17 protein-coding genes are annotated in these 14,977 nt (G+C 72.0%); 9 read left to right on the top strand and 8 right to left on the bottom strand.

What is annotated here, in order from left to right:
- Positions 1 to 6 precede the first annotated feature (6 nt).
- Positions 7 to 414: a CoA-binding protein gene (locus HJC40_RS22455; RefSeq protein ID WP_250003304.1), complete on the top strand. Its 408-nt coding sequence runs from the start codon at positions 7 to 9 to the stop codon at positions 412 to 414.
- Positions 415 to 532: 118 nt separating this feature from the next.
- Positions 533 to 1,039, top strand: coding sequence for a DUF4190 domain-containing protein (locus HJC40_RS45395; protein WP_284043537.1), 507 nt, complete (start codon positions 533 to 535; stop codon positions 1,037 to 1,039).
- Positions 1,040 to 1,420: 381 nt separating this feature from the next.
- On the opposite strand, the gene HJC40_RS22470 is transcribed toward HJC40_RS45395, so the two are convergent.
- From HJC40_RS22470 to HJC40_RS22480, 3 genes are all read right to left on the bottom strand, one after another.
- Complete coding sequence (locus HJC40_RS22470; RefSeq protein ID WP_374272441.1) at positions 1,421 to 2,224, bottom strand: SDR family NAD(P)-dependent oxidoreductase; 804 nt, start codon at positions 2,222 to 2,224, stop codon at positions 1,421 to 1,423.
- Between the two features lie 271 nt (positions 2,225 to 2,495).
- Positions 2,496 to 3,137: a hypothetical protein gene (locus HJC40_RS22475; protein ID WP_250003308.1), complete on the bottom strand. Its 642-nt coding sequence runs from the start codon at positions 3,135 to 3,137 to the stop codon at positions 2,496 to 2,498.
- A gap of 213 nt (positions 3,138 to 3,350) precedes the next feature.
- Positions 3,351 to 4,265, bottom strand: coding sequence for a DMT family transporter (locus tag HJC40_RS22480; protein ID WP_250003310.1), 915 nt, complete (start codon positions 4,263 to 4,265; stop codon positions 3,351 to 3,353).
- A gap of 136 nt (positions 4,266 to 4,401) precedes the next feature.
- Between HJC40_RS22480 and HJC40_RS22485 the strand changes: the two genes are divergently transcribed.
- Together HJC40_RS22485 and HJC40_RS22490 are read left to right on the top strand one after the other, a co-directional pair.
- Positions 4,402 to 5,121: an HAD family hydrolase gene (locus HJC40_RS22485; RefSeq protein WP_250003311.1), complete on the top strand. Its 720-nt coding sequence runs from the start codon at positions 4,402 to 4,404 to the stop codon at positions 5,119 to 5,121.
- 26 nt (positions 5,122 to 5,147) lie between these two features.
- Positions 5,148 to 5,642 (top strand): hypothetical protein, encoded by a 495-nt coding sequence (locus tag HJC40_RS22490; protein WP_250003312.1) that lies wholly within the window; start codon positions 5,148 to 5,150, stop codon positions 5,640 to 5,642.
- A gap of 16 nt (positions 5,643 to 5,658) precedes the next feature.
- Here the strand turns inward: HJC40_RS22490 and HJC40_RS22495 are convergent, their stop codons facing one another.
- Positions 5,659 to 6,528 carry a PhzF family phenazine biosynthesis protein gene (locus HJC40_RS22495; RefSeq protein WP_250003313.1) on the bottom strand — a complete coding sequence of 290 codons (870 nt, stop codon included), beginning with the start codon at positions 6,526 to 6,528 and terminating at the stop codon, positions 5,659 to 5,661.
- Positions 6,529 to 6,555: 27 nt separating this feature from the next.
- Between HJC40_RS22495 and HJC40_RS22500 the strand changes: the two genes are divergently transcribed.
- The 3 genes from HJC40_RS22500 to HJC40_RS22510 are packed head-to-tail and all read left to right on the top strand — an operon-like array spanning position 6,556 to position 9,557.
- Positions 6,556 to 7,833, top strand: a complete 1,278-nt coding sequence (locus tag HJC40_RS22500) for a magnesium transporter MgtE N-terminal domain-containing protein (RefSeq protein WP_250003314.1) — start codon at positions 6,556 to 6,558, stop codon at positions 7,831 to 7,833.
- The gene (locus HJC40_RS22505) at positions 7,830 to 8,381 is read left to right on the top strand and encodes a DUF1003 domain-containing protein (protein WP_250003315.1); all 552 of its coding nucleotides are present in this window, start codon (positions 7,830 to 7,832) and stop codon (positions 8,379 to 8,381) included. Before HJC40_RS22500 ends, HJC40_RS22505 begins: the two co-directional genes overlap by 4 nt.
- Positions 8,382 to 8,405: 24 nt before the next feature.
- Entirely contained in the window at positions 8,406 to 9,557 is a 1,152-nt protein-coding gene (locus HJC40_RS22510) for an Mrp/NBP35 family ATP-binding protein (protein ID WP_250003316.1), read from the top strand.
- 63 nt (positions 9,558 to 9,620) lie between these two features.
- Here HJC40_RS22510 and HJC40_RS22515 read toward each other — a convergent pair whose 3' ends face one another.
- Positions 9,621 to 10,034 (bottom strand): preprotein translocase subunit TatB, encoded by a 414-nt coding sequence (locus HJC40_RS22515; protein WP_250003317.1) that lies wholly within the window; start codon positions 10,032 to 10,034, stop codon positions 9,621 to 9,623.
- A 66-nt stretch (positions 10,035 to 10,100) separates the two neighbouring features.
- Positions 10,101 to 11,351, bottom strand: a complete 1,251-nt coding sequence (locus HJC40_RS22520) for a S1C family serine protease (RefSeq protein WP_250003454.1) — start codon at positions 11,349 to 11,351, stop codon at positions 10,101 to 10,103.
- Between the two features lie 231 nt (positions 11,352 to 11,582).
- Between HJC40_RS22520 and HJC40_RS22525 the strand changes: the two genes are divergently transcribed.
- Complete coding sequence (locus HJC40_RS22525; protein WP_250003455.1) at positions 11,583 to 12,191, top strand: O-methyltransferase; 609 nt, start codon at positions 11,583 to 11,585, stop codon at positions 12,189 to 12,191.
- A 46-nt stretch (positions 12,192 to 12,237) separates the two neighbouring features.
- Here HJC40_RS22525 and HJC40_RS22530 read toward each other — a convergent pair whose 3' ends face one another.
- Entirely contained in the window at positions 12,238 to 13,659 is a 1,422-nt protein-coding gene (locus HJC40_RS22530) for a leucyl aminopeptidase family protein (protein ID WP_250003319.1), read from the bottom strand.
- A 77-nt stretch (positions 13,660 to 13,736) separates the two neighbouring features.
- Entirely contained in the window at positions 13,737 to 13,904 is a 168-nt protein-coding gene (locus tag HJC40_RS22535; protein WP_014694782.1) for a DUF3117 domain-containing protein, read from the bottom strand.
- 257 nt (positions 13,905 to 14,161) lie between these two features.
- On the opposite strand from HJC40_RS22535, the gene HJC40_RS22540 reads away from it, so the two are divergent.
- Positions 14,162 to 14,971 (top strand): PaaX family transcriptional regulator C-terminal domain-containing protein, encoded by an 810-nt coding sequence (locus HJC40_RS22540; protein WP_250003320.1) that lies wholly within the window; start codon positions 14,162 to 14,164, stop codon positions 14,969 to 14,971.
- Positions 14,972 to 14,977: the final 6 nt, after the last annotated feature.

Genomic DNA, 14,977 nt, shown 5'->3' on the forward strand with positions numbered 1-14,977 from the left:
GATGGCATGAGGGATGCACAGCAGATCCTGGCCGAGGCGAACGTCATCGCCGTGGTCGGCGCGTCGCGCGACCCGTTCAAGCCGGCGCACACGGTTCCGCTTCAGATGCTCCGGCACGGCTGGCGGATCATTCCGGTCAACCCGTTCGTCGACGAGGTGTTCGGGGTCCGGACGGTGCCTACCCTGGCCGACCTCGACGAGCCGGTCGACCTGGTCAACGTGTTCCGGCCGGCCAGCGACGCGGTCGAGGTGGTGCGTCAGGCGGTGGCCATCAAGGCGCCGGCGGTCTGGCTGCAGAGCGGCATCTTCTCGGCCGAGGCGCGGCGCATCGCCGAGGAGGCCGGGCTCGACTACGTCGAGGACCGTTGCCTGGCCGTCGAGCGGGCCGTGGGAAGCCTGACGAAGCTGCCCTGAGCGAGCCCGGCATCGGGCCGCCTCGGTCCGATTGCCGTCGCAACCTGCGGACACGTGCACCTATCGTGTTCTCTTCCACACCCCGGCTAGTACGGTGCCGGGGAACGAGGAGGACTTGATGACATACCCACCCGGTGGCACACCGGATCCATATCAGCCGCAGCAGCCGTACGGGCAGCAGCCGCACGACCCCTATGCGGCCGAGCAGCCGTCGAGCGGGCAGCCGTACGGCTCGCAGCCGTCCAGCGGTCAGCCCTACGGCCAGCCGTACGGGCAGCCCTACGGTGCTCAGCCGTCCAGCGGGCAGCCTTACGGACAGCCGGCTGCTTTCGGGCAGGACGCGTACAAGCAGCCGTACGGTCAGCCCGGCTACGGCCAGCCGGTCGCGACGACCAACACGATGGCCATCCTGGCGCTGGTGTTCGCGTTCGTGTTCCCGCCCGCCGGCATCGTGATGGGCCACGTCGCCAAGAAGCAGATCCGCCAGACCCGCGAGCAGGGCGAGGGCCTGGCCACGGCCGGCCTCTGGCTGAGTTACATCTTCACCAGCATCTACGTGCTGATCTGCGCGTTCTACATCGTCATCGGGATCGTCGCCGTCGGCGCCTCCAGCACGAGCCCGTAACCAGCACCCGCGCCGGTCGGCCGGACCACCCGGCCGGCCGCGCGAAGAACCCCGCTCCAGTCGCGGAAGCCGACCCGACGCCTCGTCACCCATGATCTGGCTCGGCACACGTCAGGGTGACCGAACCCCTCGCGGCCCAAGATCCGATCTAGGCGCCCATCGGAGCGGCCCCACGCCCCCGATCCGGCACGGACACCTCGTTGCTCAAGATCGGACCATCGCTGTGAACTGGGCTCACATCGAAGCGGCACAACGCGTCGTGAGATCTGGCTCGTGCGAAGGCGGGGGCCAGCCCGGCGCGGGGGCCACCCGGCGCGGGGCCAACCCGGCGCGGGGCCAACCCGGCGCGGGGCCAACCCGGCGCGGGGCGGCCGGGTGGGGTCAGCGGAACTCGGCCTCGCGGACGCTGTTGCCGCCGTCGACCACCAGCATCTGGCCGGTGATGTAGGAAGCGGCCGGCGAGCAGAGGAAAGCGATGGCCGCGGCGACCTCGTCGGGGGCGCCGGGGCGGCCGATGGGCGTACCCAGGCCTTGCTTGATCTCGGACACCGTGGACGCGGCCGTGTAGATCGTGCCGGGCGCGACGCAGTTGACGTTGACGCCGTCGGCGACGAGCTCCATCGCGAGCGCGCGGGTCAGACCGACGACGCCGGCCTTCGCAGCCGCGTACGCCGCCTCGGTCGGCAGGGCGTTGACCGGGCCGGCCGTGGCCGAGAGGTTCACGATGCGGCCCCAGCCGCGCTCGGCCATGCCGCCCTGGAAGGCCCGGCTGCACAGGAACGCCGTGCTCAGGTTGCGGTCGATCTCGGACTTCCACTCGTCATACGTGAGCTGGGAGACCGGTCGCAGGATCTCGGGGCTGGCCCGGCTGGTCAGGCCGGCGTTGTTGACCAGCACCTCGACGTCGCCCAGCTGGTCGGTGATGGCGTCGGCCAGCGCGCCCACCTCGGCCTCGTCGGTGAGATCAGCGACGAAACCGGTGACGCCGAGCTCGGCGGCCCGTTCGTGAATGCGCCGGGTGGTCGAGACGATCGCCACCCGCGCGCCGAGGTCGCGCAGCCGGCGCGCCGTCGCGTAACCGATCCCGTCCGGACTGCCGGCCCCGGTGACCAGGGCAACCTTGCCGTCCAGCCGTAATGTGACCGGCGCTTCCTGCGGCTCCGCATCCTCCACGTGGACCTCCACCTCTGTAGCGACCTCGGGCCCGGATCCGACTGCCGCTGCGACGAAGCCGGCCGGACGCGTCCGGACGGACGCCGCAGCCGACGGGGCGCATCCCGGGCCATCCTCTCAGCCCGCTTCCACCGAGGCAGCCCCAGGGACGCCATTCCCTCCTTCACTCACGGTTTCCCACCGAAGGGCGGACCCCGGCCGGAGTCGCCTCGTCGCCGCCAGGGTGAGACAGGTGCGTGGTCCGGCCTGACACGAACACTGAGGGGCGGCCGGAACCAGGAGGTCAGTCGTTGCGGGGGGTGGCGGTGGGGTTGGTCAGGGGGCGAACCGGGGCCTCCTGGACGAGGAGCAGCGGGGCCTCGGGGCCGTAGCGGGCGGGCAGTTCGTCGCGGGCCTTGGTCAGATCCTGGGTGCCGATCTCCACGCCTGCGCCGTCGTGGCGGGCGCCGACCGAGACGATCCGGACGCCGGTGTGCCTCCAGTAGTCGAGGTCGGCCAGCACCCGGTCGTGCCAGACGGTGAGGTCGGCCGCGGTGTGGGCGGCGTCGCGCACGACGATGCACGTGTCCTCGGCGGCCTGGCGGATGAACTCGTCGAAAGCTGCGGACGGCACCCGGTGCACGATGGCCCGGGTGTTCTCCTGGTCGATCTCCAGGCCCGCGTAGCTGTCGCCGAACCGGTCGTGGCCGGCCCGGTCGATGCGGTCCATGGCGGCCTGGAGTTTGGCCGGGGTGACCGGCATCGCCACGCCGGCGACGGCCATCTGCTCGGGCAGGCGCAGGAATTCGCAGCCGGCCGTGCTCCAGCCGCCGGTCAGGCCGGGGCCGTCGGCCGGCTGGTCGTCGGCCGAGTCGGCGCAGCCGCCGATCACGAGGATCGCCGCCAGCACGGCGAGGCAGCCGATCCGGAATCGAGACCTGTACATCGCATTCCCCCTCTCTACCCGGCACGGGCCCGGGCCGCCAGACGTGGGCCTCCCCGGCTCAACGACTGAAAGCCGCCAAAAGAACAAATGGGAAGGGACAGGCCGGCGATCGCCGCCCGGACCGAGCGAGCCGATGGAAAGCGGGAAGGAAGACGGGACCGACATGCGGTCAGGGACAGTGGAGCCGGGCAGACCGGGCACTGAAGCGGCGGGTCAGTCGGGAAGAGCGGGATCGACGACCGGGCGGGCGGATCGGGCCGCCCCCAGGATGAAGACGGCCACGCCGGACAACAACAGGGCCAGACCGGGCAGGGCAGCCACCCGCGGCTGTTGATCTAGCCACAGCCAGGCCAGCAGCGAAGCGCCCGGCACCTCGAGGAGGATCAGCACACTGACCGTGGTCGCCGTCGTGTGCTCGAGCGCGTAGTTGAACATCGAGTGGCCCAGCAGCTGGGCGCCCACGACCAGAGCCAGGATCGCGGCCCACGTGCGGTTGTCGTAGCCACCGAGATCGAGGCCGGCGGCCAGGCAGACCACCAGCAGGATCGCCGCGCAGACGCCGTAGCAGATCCAGGTGTACGTGGTCGTGCGCAGCTCTGTCCGGGCCCGTTCGCCCAGGGCCGTGTAGACGGCGGCGAAGACCCCACCGAGCAGCGCGAGAACGTCGGCCAGCACGGCCTGGGTCGAGACGCCCACGTCGGCGCCGGTGGCCCACGCGGCGCCGGCCACGGCCAGGCCGATGCCGATCCAGCCGGCGGTCGACGGGCGGCGGCCCTGGACGGCGGCGATCACGCCCTGCCACACCGGCTGGGTCGCGACCAGCGCCGTGGCCGTCGCCACCGAGCCGAGCTGGACGCTGGGCATCCAGGTGGCGAAGTGGGCCGCGAGCGCGACGCCGGCGAGCACGCCGAAAACTTTCGCCCGCGGTGAGGCGCCGAAGAGTTCTGCGCGCCGGGGCCCGTACGTGATGGGGGTGAGGACCACGGTCGCCAGCGCGTTGCGCCAGAACGCGATGGCCAGGGCCGGGGCGGCCGCGAAGGCGATCAGCGGCGCCGACGAGGACACGGCGAGCACCGCGACGACCAGAGCCAGAACAGTCGGCAATCGAGCCGATGAGCGCTCATTCATCCCCGGCAGTCGCTTCTTGCGGACTGGTGCACCACAGTTTGCGGTCCCCTATTGAACGGAAAGTGATGCTGTCGCTACTCTCACCGAGGTTTCTCGCCCCTTTTACCCCCCTCGATGCTCCAGGAGGCGTTTCGCCATGCCCGCATACCGTGCGGTCGTGTTTGACTTCTTCGGCACCTTGACCCGATCTGTCCAACGGGGTCCCCAGCACGCGGAGATCGCACGATCTCTCGGGGCCGACCCCGAGGCGGTCAACGGGGTGCTCGACCGCACGTTCCGGGCCCGCGCCCGCGGACGCTACGGCTCCGCCGAAGCCACCCTACGATGGGTGATCGAACAGGCTGGTGGCCGCCCCCGCAGCGACCAGCTGCGGGCCGGCGTGCCGGCCCGGGTCGACGCTCTCAAGGCCGACACCCGGCTGCGCGACGACGCGGTCAGCGTGCTCGACGCGATCAAGCGCCGGGGCCTGTCGACCGCCCTGATCAGCGACTGCACCCACGAGCTGCCGGCGTTCCTCCCCAGCCTGCCGGTCGCCCCGCTGCTCGACGCAACGGTCTATTCCGTACGCCTCGGCGTCTGCAAGCCCGACGCCCGCATCTATCTGGCCGCGTGCGAGCAGCTCGGCGTGCTGCCCGCCGAATGCCTCTATGTCGGGGACGGCGGCAGCCACGAGCTGACCGGCGCGGCCTCGGTCGGCATGACCCCGGTCCGGCTGGCCGCCCCCGACCTGGCCAACCACCTGGTCTTCGACGCCGACACCAACTTCGCCGGGCGTACGGTGCGGTCGCTCACCGAAGTCGTCGGGCTGGTCGACCGTTCCCGCATCGCCGGCACCCGGCAGCGCGCGGCGGCCTGACCGCCTCGACGTGGGAGGATGGCGCGGTGACGTCCGCGGTGCTCGAAGAGGCGCTCAAGAAGGCCGCGCTGGCCTGGATCTCGGTCGGCGACGGCCCGGCCCTGGCCCTGTGGGTGATGCCGCTCGACGGCACGCTGATCGTCGTCAGCGGGCCCGGCGAGCAGTACGCGCCGGGGCTGGCCGAGGCGTCCCGGGCGACCGTGCGGCTGCGCGGCGACAACGGCGGGCTCATCGTGATCACCGAGGCCGCCGTGTCGCGGCTGTCGCCGGGCGGTGAGGAGTGGGCCGAGGTCGCTCCGCAGCTGGCGGCCAAGCGGCTGAACGCGTCGGGCACGGCCGAGGAGGTCGTGGCGCGCTGGGCCGGGGCGGGCTGCGCCGTCGTCCGGCTGACGCCGGTGGAGGACTCGCCGGTGTCGGCGCCCGACCTGCCGGCCGACTCGGGCGCCGCCGAGCCCCGCGAGACGCCGGCCCGCGTCGAGACCCGTCGCCCGTTCCGCCTCCACCGCGTCCGGCGGCGCTGACCAGCCGGCAGGTGGCTCAGCCGATGAACGGCGGCACGATGATCTCGCCGCGGGCGACGGGACAGACGTGACCGCCCACGGTGGCCCGGGTCGCCACCCCGCCGGAGGCCGTGACGGTGCACTCCAGCAGCGAGGGACGCTTCATCTCGTGGCCCTGATGCACGCGGTAGGCCGACGTCCCCTCACCGGGCAGCAGGCCGGTGGCGACCAGCCACAGGCCGAGGCCGAGCGCCGCCGAACCGGTCGCCGGGTCCTCCGGTACGGCCGTGCCGGGCACGAAGACGCGGGAGTGCGCTTCGCCGGCCGTGGCCGACCACGAGAACACGCACAGGTCCGTGATCCCGGCGCGCTCGGCGGCCGGCCCGTCGATCCGCACGCCGGCGAGCGCCTGCCGGCGTACCGGAAGGAAAACCCAGTCGAGACCGCCGCCGGCCGACCGCGGTGCACCCTCGGCGTGGTCGTCGGCGGTCAGGCCGGCCAGCTCGAGCAGCGGCGCGGGGTCCAGCGGAGGGCCCAGCCGCGGCGCTCCGCTGGTGACCGTCGCCCGGCCGGACTCCACGGTGATCGGGAGCAGACCGGCGCCGCACTCCTGCACCACCTCTCCCGGTGGAAAAAGGCCCCGCCGCATCGAGGTGACCGCCGCGCCGACGCTCGGGTGGCCGGCGAACGGCAGCTCCACCTCGGGCGTGAAGATGCGCGCCCGGTAGGTCGCCGCGGGATCGGTCGGCGGGAGGACGAAAACCGTCTCGGCCAGGTTGAACTCGCGGGCCAGCGCGTGCATCTGATCGGTGGCCAGATCGTCGCCGCCGTAGACCACCGCGAGCGGGTTGCCCGCGAACGGCCGGTCGGTGAACACGTCGACGATCTCGTACGCCACTCCTGACATGTCCGGACCCTAACCTAGGCTGGAGCCGTGACCATGGGGACGAGGGTTTATCTGGCCCGGCTAGCCGGGCTGCCCGTGTTCGACCCCAACGGCGACCGGGTCGGGCGGGTGCGGGACGCTGTCGTGCGCCTGCGGACGACGAACCGGCCGCCCCAGGTGGTCGGGCTGGTCGCCGAGATGGCCTTGCGCCGGCGCATCTTCCTGCCGATCGGCCGGGTGACGTCGATGGACGCCGAGGCCGTGGTGCTGGCCAGCGGCGTGCTCAACCTGCGCCGTTTCGAGAAGCGGCCCAACGAGCTGCTCGTGGTCGAGGACCTGCTCGACCGCCGGGTGACCGTGGCGCCCGAGACCGGTGACGGGCCCCCGATGCCGAGCACGGTCGTCGACATCGGCATGGAGCTGAACCGCAACAACGAGTGGCTGGTGACCCGGGTCGCCGTCCGCGGGCAGACCGGGCGGCTGGCCCGCCGCGGGCACGTCTTCCAGGCCGACTACGACCGGGTCCGCGGGCTGGTCGGGCCGACCGACACCCAGGGCACGTCCAACCTGCTGGCCCTGCTCGAGCAGATGAAACCGGCCGACATGGCGAACGCCCTGCAGGATCTGCCCGACGCCCGCCGTAACGAGGTCGCCGCCGCGCTGAGCGACCGCACCCTGGCCGACGTCCTCGAGGAGCTGCCCGAGCACGACCAGGTCGAGATCCTCGTCCGTCTCGACCGGGAGCGCGCGGCCGACGTGCTCGAGCGGATGGACCCGGACGACGCCGCCGACCTGCTCGGTGAGCTGCCCAAGGCCGAGCAGGCGGTGCTGCTCGACCTGATGGAGCCGGACGAGGCCGACCCGGTCCGCCAGCTGCTCGACTACCGCCCGGGCACGGCCGGCAGCGTGATGACCTCGGAACCGGTGATCCTCACGCCGGACGCCACGGTGGCCGAGGCGCTGGCCCGCATCCGCGAGCCGGAGCTGTCCCCGGTGGTCGCGGCCCAGGTCTTCGTCGCTCGCGCGCCCTCGGCCACGCCCACCGGGAAATACCTGGGCATGGTGCACTTCCAGCGACTGCTGCGGGAGCCCCCGTCGGCCATCCTCGGCGGACTCGTCGACGCCGACCTCGAGCCGCTGCGACCCGAGACCACGCTGACCGAGATCACCAAGCGGATGGCGACGTACGACCTGGTCGCCATCCCGGTGGTCGACAACACGCACCGCCTGGTGGGCGCGGTGACGGTCGACGACGTGCTCGACCACTCGCTGCCGCGCGACTGGCGTGACCGTGACCTTCAGGAGAACGACGAGGTCACGCTGTGACTGATCCCCGCCGCGACCGGGTGGACCGGCTCGACCAGCCCGTCGAGCCGGGCCGGGTGCGGCTGCCCCGCTTCGACCCCGAGTCGTTCGGCCGCTGGTCCGAGAGCATCGCGCGCTACATGGGCACGGCCCAGTTCATCGTGTGGATGACGCTGGTCATCGCCGCCTGGTTCGCGTGGAACACTCTGGCTCCGGCTCAGCTGCGCTTCGACCCGTACACGTTCACGTTCCTGACGTTGATCCTGTCGTTGCAGGCGTCTTACGCGGCGCCACTCATCCTGCTCGCCCAGAACAGGCAGACCGATCGCGACCGTCTGGCCATGGAGGAGGATCGCCGGCGGGCCGCCATGCAGAAGGCCGACACCGAGTTCCTGGCCCGCGAGATCGCCTCGCTGCGCATCGCGATGGGCGAGGTCGCCACCCGCGACTTCTTGCGTTCCGAGCTGTCCCGGCTCGCCGACGAGCTGGACGAAGCCGCCCACCGACGGGAGAAAAGAGCCCGCTCGGATTGGGAGGAGGATCGTAAGGACTGGGAAGAGGATCATTGACCGCCCCGACGTAGCATGGGCCTCATGTCCGCTCCCGTCTCCACCATCGAGGACGCGATCCAGGCCGCCCTGGCCACGGTCGACGACCCCGAGATCCGCCGTCCGATCACCGACCTCGGCATGGTCAAGGGCTTCACCGTCGCCCAGAGCACGGTCCGGGTCGAGCTGCTGCTGACCGTGGCCGGCTGCCCGCTGCGCGACAAGCTCAACAACGACATCACCGCCGCACTCACCAAGATCCCGGGCATCACCGCGGTGACCGTCGACTTCGGGGTGATGGACGAGGAGCAGCGCAAGGCTCTGCAGGTCAGCCTGCGGGGCGGCGCCGGCGCGGCGGCGGAGCCGGTCATCCCGTTCGCCCAGCCCGGCTCGCGTACGCGGGTCTACGCGGTGGCTAGCGGCAAGGGCGGCGTGGGCAAGTCCAGCGTGACCGTCAACCTGGCCGCGGCCCTGGCCAAGCGGGGGCTGTCGGTCGGCGTCGTCGACGCCGACATCTACGGCCACTCGGTGCCCCGCATGCTCGGCGTCGAGGGCCGCCCGACCCGGGTCGAAGACATGATCATGCCGCCGCAGTCGCACGGCGTGAAGGTCATCTCGATCGGCATGTTCACCGCCGGCAACGCCGCGGTGGTCTGGCGGGGTCCGATGCTGCACCGCGCGCTGCAGCAGTTCCTGGCCGACGTCTATTGGGGCGACCTCGACGTGCTGCTGCTCGACCTGCCCCCGGGCACCGGCGACGTGGCCATCTCGCTGGCCCAGCTCCTGCCCAACGCCGAGATCCTGGTCGTGACCACGCCGCAGACGGCCGCGGCCGAGGTGGCCGAGCGGGCCGGCGCGATCGCGATGCAGACCCATCAGCGCCTGGTCGGCGTGGTGGAGAACATGTCCTGGCTGGAGCTGCCGGACGGCTCGCGCATGGAGGTCTTCGGGCAGGGTGGCGGGCAGAAGGTCGCCGATTCGCTGACCACCACAGTGGGCGCCTCGGTGCCGCTGCTGGGGCAGATCCCGCTCGACACCCGGGTACGGGAGGCGGGCGACGCCGGTGACCCGATCGTGCTGGTCGCCCCGGACGCGCCGGCCGCCCGGGCGCTCGACGCCGTGGCCGACAAGCTGGCCGTCCGCCGTGAGTCGCTGATCGGCAAGCCGCTCGGCCTCACGGTCAACGCGCGCCGTTAGGAACGAAACTCGGCCCCCGCTTCCATTGAAGCGGGGGCCGAGGTGTGTCCGGCGACGTCCTGGTCAGGTTGCGTCGAGGTCGAGCGCCGGCCGGGCCGGGACCGAGCCGGGCTCCGAGACGCTCGAGCGGTTGTTCTTGATGTCCGCCGCCACGGCGACGTCGTTCAGGTCGGTACGCACACCGTTCAGATCCTGCTTCACGTCGTCCAGGAGGCCCTGCAGCGGTTTCCGGATGGCCGCCTCGTCCTCCTCGCTCAGCAGGTGCTTGCGGATGAACGCCTTGGGGTGCAGATCTTGCAGCTGAAGGTCGGTGCCGAGCTCACGGTTGAGGTCGGTGGTCGCGTTCTGCGCCATGGCCCGCAGGCCCCGCAGCATGCGCAGGCCGTCACCGATGACCTTGGGCAAGCGTTCCCCGAAGATCAGCAGCGCCAGCATGAGCAGTGCGCCGATCTCCCACCAGTTCAGATTCTCGAACACGTGGCCTCCCAAGTTCCCGCGCCAAGCGTACGCACGCAAGGTGGCCGATGGCAGTCCGGACGGCGATCAGTTGGAGTCCGCGGCCAACCTCACCGAGGCGTTCTGCGTCTTCGTCCCGCGACGGTACTCCACCGCGACAGTGGTTGCGGGCGCGTACTTGCGCACCAGCGCGATCAGGTCGGTGCCGTCCTCGAGCACGTGCCCGTCGAGCTTGGTGATGACGTCGCCGGCTTTCAAGCCACCGGCGCCGGCCGGGCCGGACGGCTCGACGGAACGCAACCGGGCGCCCGCCGTGCTGGTCCCCCCGGTGGCCACCTCGGCGCCGATCACCGTACGCCGGGCCTTGCCGCGGTCGATGATGTCGCCGGCCACCCGGCGGGCCTGGTTGATCGGGATGGCGAAGGCCAGGCCGATGTTGCCGGCCTCGGTCTCGGTGCCGCCGACCGAGCGGATCACCGAGTTGACGCCGATCACCTTGCCGCCCACGTCGACCAGCGGGCCGCCGGAGTTGCCCTGGTTGACCGCGGCGTCGGTCTGGATCGCCGCGTAGTAGCGGGGCGATCCCGACTCACCGGCCTCGATGGTGCGGTCGAGCGCGCTGACGATCCCCGCGGTCACGGTGTTGACCAGGGCCAGCGGTGACCCGAAGGCGAGCACCGGGTCGCCGACCGCGATCGAGTCGGAGTTGCCGAAGTCGACCGGGGTGAGACCGCTCTTGGCGACTTTGATCACAGCGATGTCGGAGTCGTGGTCCCGGCCGACCAACTCGGCCCGTGCGGTGGAGCCGTCGGCGAACGACACCGACAGCGTCTCGTCCGCGCCCTCCACGACGTGGTCGTTGGTGATCACGTAGCCGTTCTCGGAGACCACGAAGCCGGAGCCGATGGCGCCGGTCACCCGGACGGTCACCACGCTCGGGAGCACCTTGTCGGCCACGCCGGCCAGCGACTCGGGCGCCCGGTTGGCCGACGCGGGCGGGTCCTCGGCGGTCGCGCCCAGGGCGCCGCCACCGGTCGCGACCCCGCCCCGGACAGCGAAGACATAGCCCAGCGTGCCGCCCAGACCACCGGCCAGCAGGGCCGTGACCAGGCAGATGAGCAAAATCGGGGTGTACGACCGACGAGGCGCGTCGGGATCGACGACCGGCTCGGGTGGCGGGCCACCGGTCGACTGCGCGTTCTGCAGCACCACCGCGGTGGGCGCGTAGGGGTCGCGCCACGGGTCAGCGAGGGCGTCGGACCACCACGGCGAGCCTGGTGGAACGGGCTGACCGTTGGCGGGCGGCGGAGCGGGTCGCGCGTTCCAGCCGTCGGTCACGTCGGTGCCTCCACTCAATCCTCGCCGAGCTCCCTCTCCAGGATGACACGGATCCCGGACGACGCCCTGCCGCGGGCTGTTTATGCATCGACGGCCCGGTGCGGCCACGAAGAGCATCGCTCTACTCTCTTATCCGATGTGCGCGGGTGAATCCACGTGCGTCCGTCCATCGCCCCGGAGGTCGTCATCGCCCCGCCAGCCCGTCCGATCGGCCCGTCGACGGGCCAGGCCATGCAGTTCGCCGAGGCCTACGCGAGCGAGGACATCGTCCTGCAGACGGCGCGCAGCCTCGCGCACGAGCTCGGACTCGACAGCGTCAGCCCGGCCGCCGGCTCGGTGCTGCGCCTGCTGGCGGCGGCCGGCAGCGCCAAGGCGGTGGTCGAGATCGGCACGGGCGCCGGGGTGAGCGGCATCTGGCTGCTGCGCGGCATGCGCCCGGACGGCGTCCTGACCACGATCGACGTCGAGAACGAGCACCAGCGGGTCGCCCGGCGCATCTTCGTCGAGGCCGGCTTCGCCCCGTCGCGCACCCGCATCATCACCGGCCGCGCGCTGGACGTGCTGCCCCGGCTGGCCGACGGCGTCTACGACCTGGTCTTCGTCGACGCCGACGTGACCGAGTTCGGCGCCTGCGCCGAGGCCGCGCTCCGGCTGCTGCGCCCGGGTGGGGTGCTGCTGGTGAACGGGGCGATGGCCGGCGGCCGGATCAGCGACCCGGCCGCGCGCGACGTCGACACGCTGACCGTCCGCGAAACGCTGCGGGCGGTGCGGGAGTCCGAGGAGTGGATCCCGGCGATGGTGCCGTCCGGGGCCGGGTTACTGGCCGCCGTCAAACGATGAGAGCGCCGTCAAACGATGAGAGCGCCGTCAAACGATGAGAGCGCCGTCAAACGATGAGAGCGCCGTCAAACGATGAGAGATAGCGCAGCAGCATCCGCACGCCCCACCCGGTGCCGCCGCGGGTGAGTTCGAGCTCGGTGGTGTCGGTCCAGGCCGGTCCGGCGATGTCGAGATGGGCCCAGCGGTCCGCGTACGCCCCGGTGAACTCGCGCAGGAAGAGCGCGGCCATGCCACCGCCGTGGGTCGGCGAGCTGTGCCGGTCGGCCAGGTCGCTGCGCAGCAGTTCGCGGTAGTCGCCGTTGAGCGGCATCCGCCACATCCGCTCGCCGGCCGCCGCGCCGGCCCGCTCGAGCGCCCCGGCCAGGTCGTCGCTGTCGCTGTAGAGAGCGGCGATGCCCGGCCCGAGAGCGACCGGGGCGGCGCCGGTGAGCGTGGCCAGGTCGATCACGACGTCCGGGTCGAGCTCGGCGGCGTAGCCCAGCGCGTCGGCCAGCACGAGACGTCCCTCGGCGTCCGAGTTGGTCGACTCGCTGGTGCTGCCGTCGTAGTGGGTGATCACGTCGCCGGGGCGGTAGGCGGACCCGCTGACCGCGTTCTCGGCCAGCGGCAGCAGCGCGGTGACGCGGACGGGCAGGCCGAGATCGGCCGCGCCCAGCGTGGCGGCGGCGACCGCGGCCGCGCCGGCCATGTCGTTCTTCATCCGCTTCATGCCCTCGCGGGTCTTGATCGAGATGCCGCCGCTGTCGAAGGTGATGCCCTTGCCGACCAGCACCACGTGGGCGGTCGCGCCGGGCGGGGACCAGGTCAGCTCGACCAGGCAGGGGCGGAACCTCGAGCCGCCGCCGACCGCGCGCAGGCCGCCGAAACGGGCCAGGGCTTCGCCGGACAGGACGCGTACGCCCGTCCCGGCCCGCTTGGCCGCGGCGCCGCTGATCTCCTCGGCCATCCAGTCCGGGTTCTTGATCGAGGGCGGTGTGTTGGTCAGATCCCGGGCCAGCCAGGTGGCGCGGGCGGTGGCCTGGGCCTGGGCCAGGCTCCCGGCGTACGCCTCGGGGTTGCCGGTGACCAGCTCGACCTCGGCCGTCCGGGGTTCCGTACGGCCGTCGCGGTAGTGGTAGCCACCCAGCCAGAGACCTTCGGCCACCCCGCGCACGGCCTCGTCGGTGGCGGCTCGGCCCAGGTGGACCTGCGCCGGTACGTCGCCGGGAATTGCTCGGGCGGCCGCGGCGCCGGCCGCGCGCCAGCCCGCCTCGTCGCCCGCCCCGACCTCGGCCAGCAGCACCGTGGCCGGGCGCCGCAACGGGCGCGGGAACTCCCGTACCGTGCCGGCCGGCTGGCCCCCGGGGGCCAGAGCTGCGATCTCGGCACCAAGGTCGCCCTCGGCATGCGAAAGTGGACCCGGCGCGCCGATCGGCACGATGCGGGTCCGGTCGTCGTCGAGGCGGTCGGTCAGGCGAATCGGATACACGAGAGCGTGACCTTTCTCGAAGACGTGGAAAGCCCGCCGGTCCGGGCGGTACCGTACCGGCGGGCTCGCGTGAAACGTCAGCCGGCGATCGACTTCAACGCGTCACCCAGCGCGCTGGCCTCGTCCGGAGTCATCTCAACGACGAGACGGCCACCACCTTCCAGCGGGACCCGCATGACGATGCCCCGACCCTCCTTGGTGACCTCCAGCGGACCATCGCCCGTCCGCGGCTTCATCGCCGCCATCTTGTCTCCCCTCAGACCTACATCAGGGTGTCGGTGGGTTGATCCCACAGCCACTTCTTACGTCGTGTGCTCAGCCCCACACGACGCCGTACCTCGTATCCGACCGGCGGCCGAGGGCCATTGCGCGTGCTGACGCGACCCGGCCCACCGTGCCGATCAAACATTTTCCCTGATGAACACCGGCGAACCCAAACCCAGCCCGGGCGGATGTGACAGCGTCTAGCATATCGCCTTTCCGGCTGTCACAATGTGCGGTCATGCAGGCGCGGTCGGCACTCTTCGACCTGTACGGCGACTACCTCCGTCCCCGAGGCGGCCGCGCACCCGTCGCCGCCCTGGTCAGACTGCTTGCGCCGCTCGGCATAGCGCCGCCCGCGGTCCGCACGGCGATCTCCCGCATGGTGCGACAAGGCTGGCTGCATCCCCTGCGACTGGTCTCCGGACCGGGCTATCTGCTCACCCCCAAGGCGGCGCGCCGGCTCGACGAGGCAGCGGCCCGGATCTACCGCACCGGCCGGTCCGGGTGGGACGGGCGCTTCGATCTGGTGCTGCTGAACGCCCCGCTGGGCAAGCGCGAGGCCGGCCGGCTCGCGTTCCTCGGCTACGGGCCCCTGGGCGACCACGCGTGGGTCGCGCCCCGCCCGGCCGAGGACACCGACGCCGTGCTGCGCGAGGCCGGGATCGGGTACGAACGGTTCAGCGCCGGCCACGCGGCCGGGTCGCCGGGGGCGGCCGAGGTCGTCGGCCGGGCATGGGATCTGCCCGGGCTGGCCCGGTCGTACGAGCAGTTCGTCGCCGACCTGCGCCCGGTGGTCACGTCGGTCAACGCCCGCAGCACCGACGAGCAGGCCTACGCGGCCCGCTTCCAGCTGGTCCACGCCTGGCGTTCGTTCCTGTTCCGCGATCCGCAGCTGCCCGCGTCGCTGCTCCCACCACGCTGGCCCGGCACCGGCGCGGCCGGCTTCTTCGACCGGCACGCGACCCGTCTGCGGCCCGCCGCCGACCGCTACGTCGAGCGATGCCTGCAGTCCGTGACTCGCAACCGTGTGGGATTCTCAGAGCCATGACCGCCG

Origin of the sequence: Actinoplanes sp. M2I2 (assembly GCF_023544445.1) — a bacterium.
In the GTDB taxonomy this organism is placed as follows: Bacteria; Actinomycetota; Actinomycetes; order Mycobacteriales; family Micromonosporaceae; genus Actinoplanes.

Coding starts and splice junctions, on each gene's coding strand:
- HJC40_RS22535 (WP_014694782.1), bottom strand. CDS start 13,904: ATGGCGGCGATGAAGCCGCGGACGGGCGATGGTCCGCTGGAGGTCACC.
- HJC40_RS22540 (WP_250003320.1), top strand. CDS start 14,162: ATGCAGGCGCGGTCGGCACTCTTCGACCTGTACGGCGACTACCTCCGT.
- HJC40_RS22510 (WP_250003316.1), top strand. CDS start 8,406: ATGTCCGCTCCCGTCTCCACCATCGAGGACGCGATCCAGGCCGCCCTG.
- HJC40_RS22485 (WP_250003311.1), top strand. CDS start 4,402: ATGCCCGCATACCGTGCGGTCGTGTTTGACTTCTTCGGCACCTTGACC.
- HJC40_RS22480 (WP_250003310.1), bottom strand. CDS start 4,265: ATGAATGAGCGCTCATCGGCTCGATTGCCGACTGTTCTGGCTCTGGTC.
- HJC40_RS45395 (WP_284043537.1), top strand. CDS start 533: ATGACATACCCACCCGGTGGCACACCGGATCCATATCAGCCGCAGCAG.
- HJC40_RS22475 (WP_250003308.1), bottom strand. CDS start 3,137: ATGTACAGGTCTCGATTCCGGATCGGCTGCCTCGCCGTGCTGGCGGCG.
- HJC40_RS22495 (WP_250003313.1), bottom strand. CDS start 6,528: ATGTCAGGAGTGGCGTACGAGATCGTCGACGTGTTCACCGACCGGCCG.
- HJC40_RS22455 (WP_250003304.1), top strand. CDS start 7: ATGAGGGATGCACAGCAGATCCTGGCCGAGGCGAACGTCATCGCCGTG.
- HJC40_RS22525 (WP_250003455.1), top strand. CDS start 11,583: ATGCAGTTCGCCGAGGCCTACGCGAGCGAGGACATCGTCCTGCAGACG.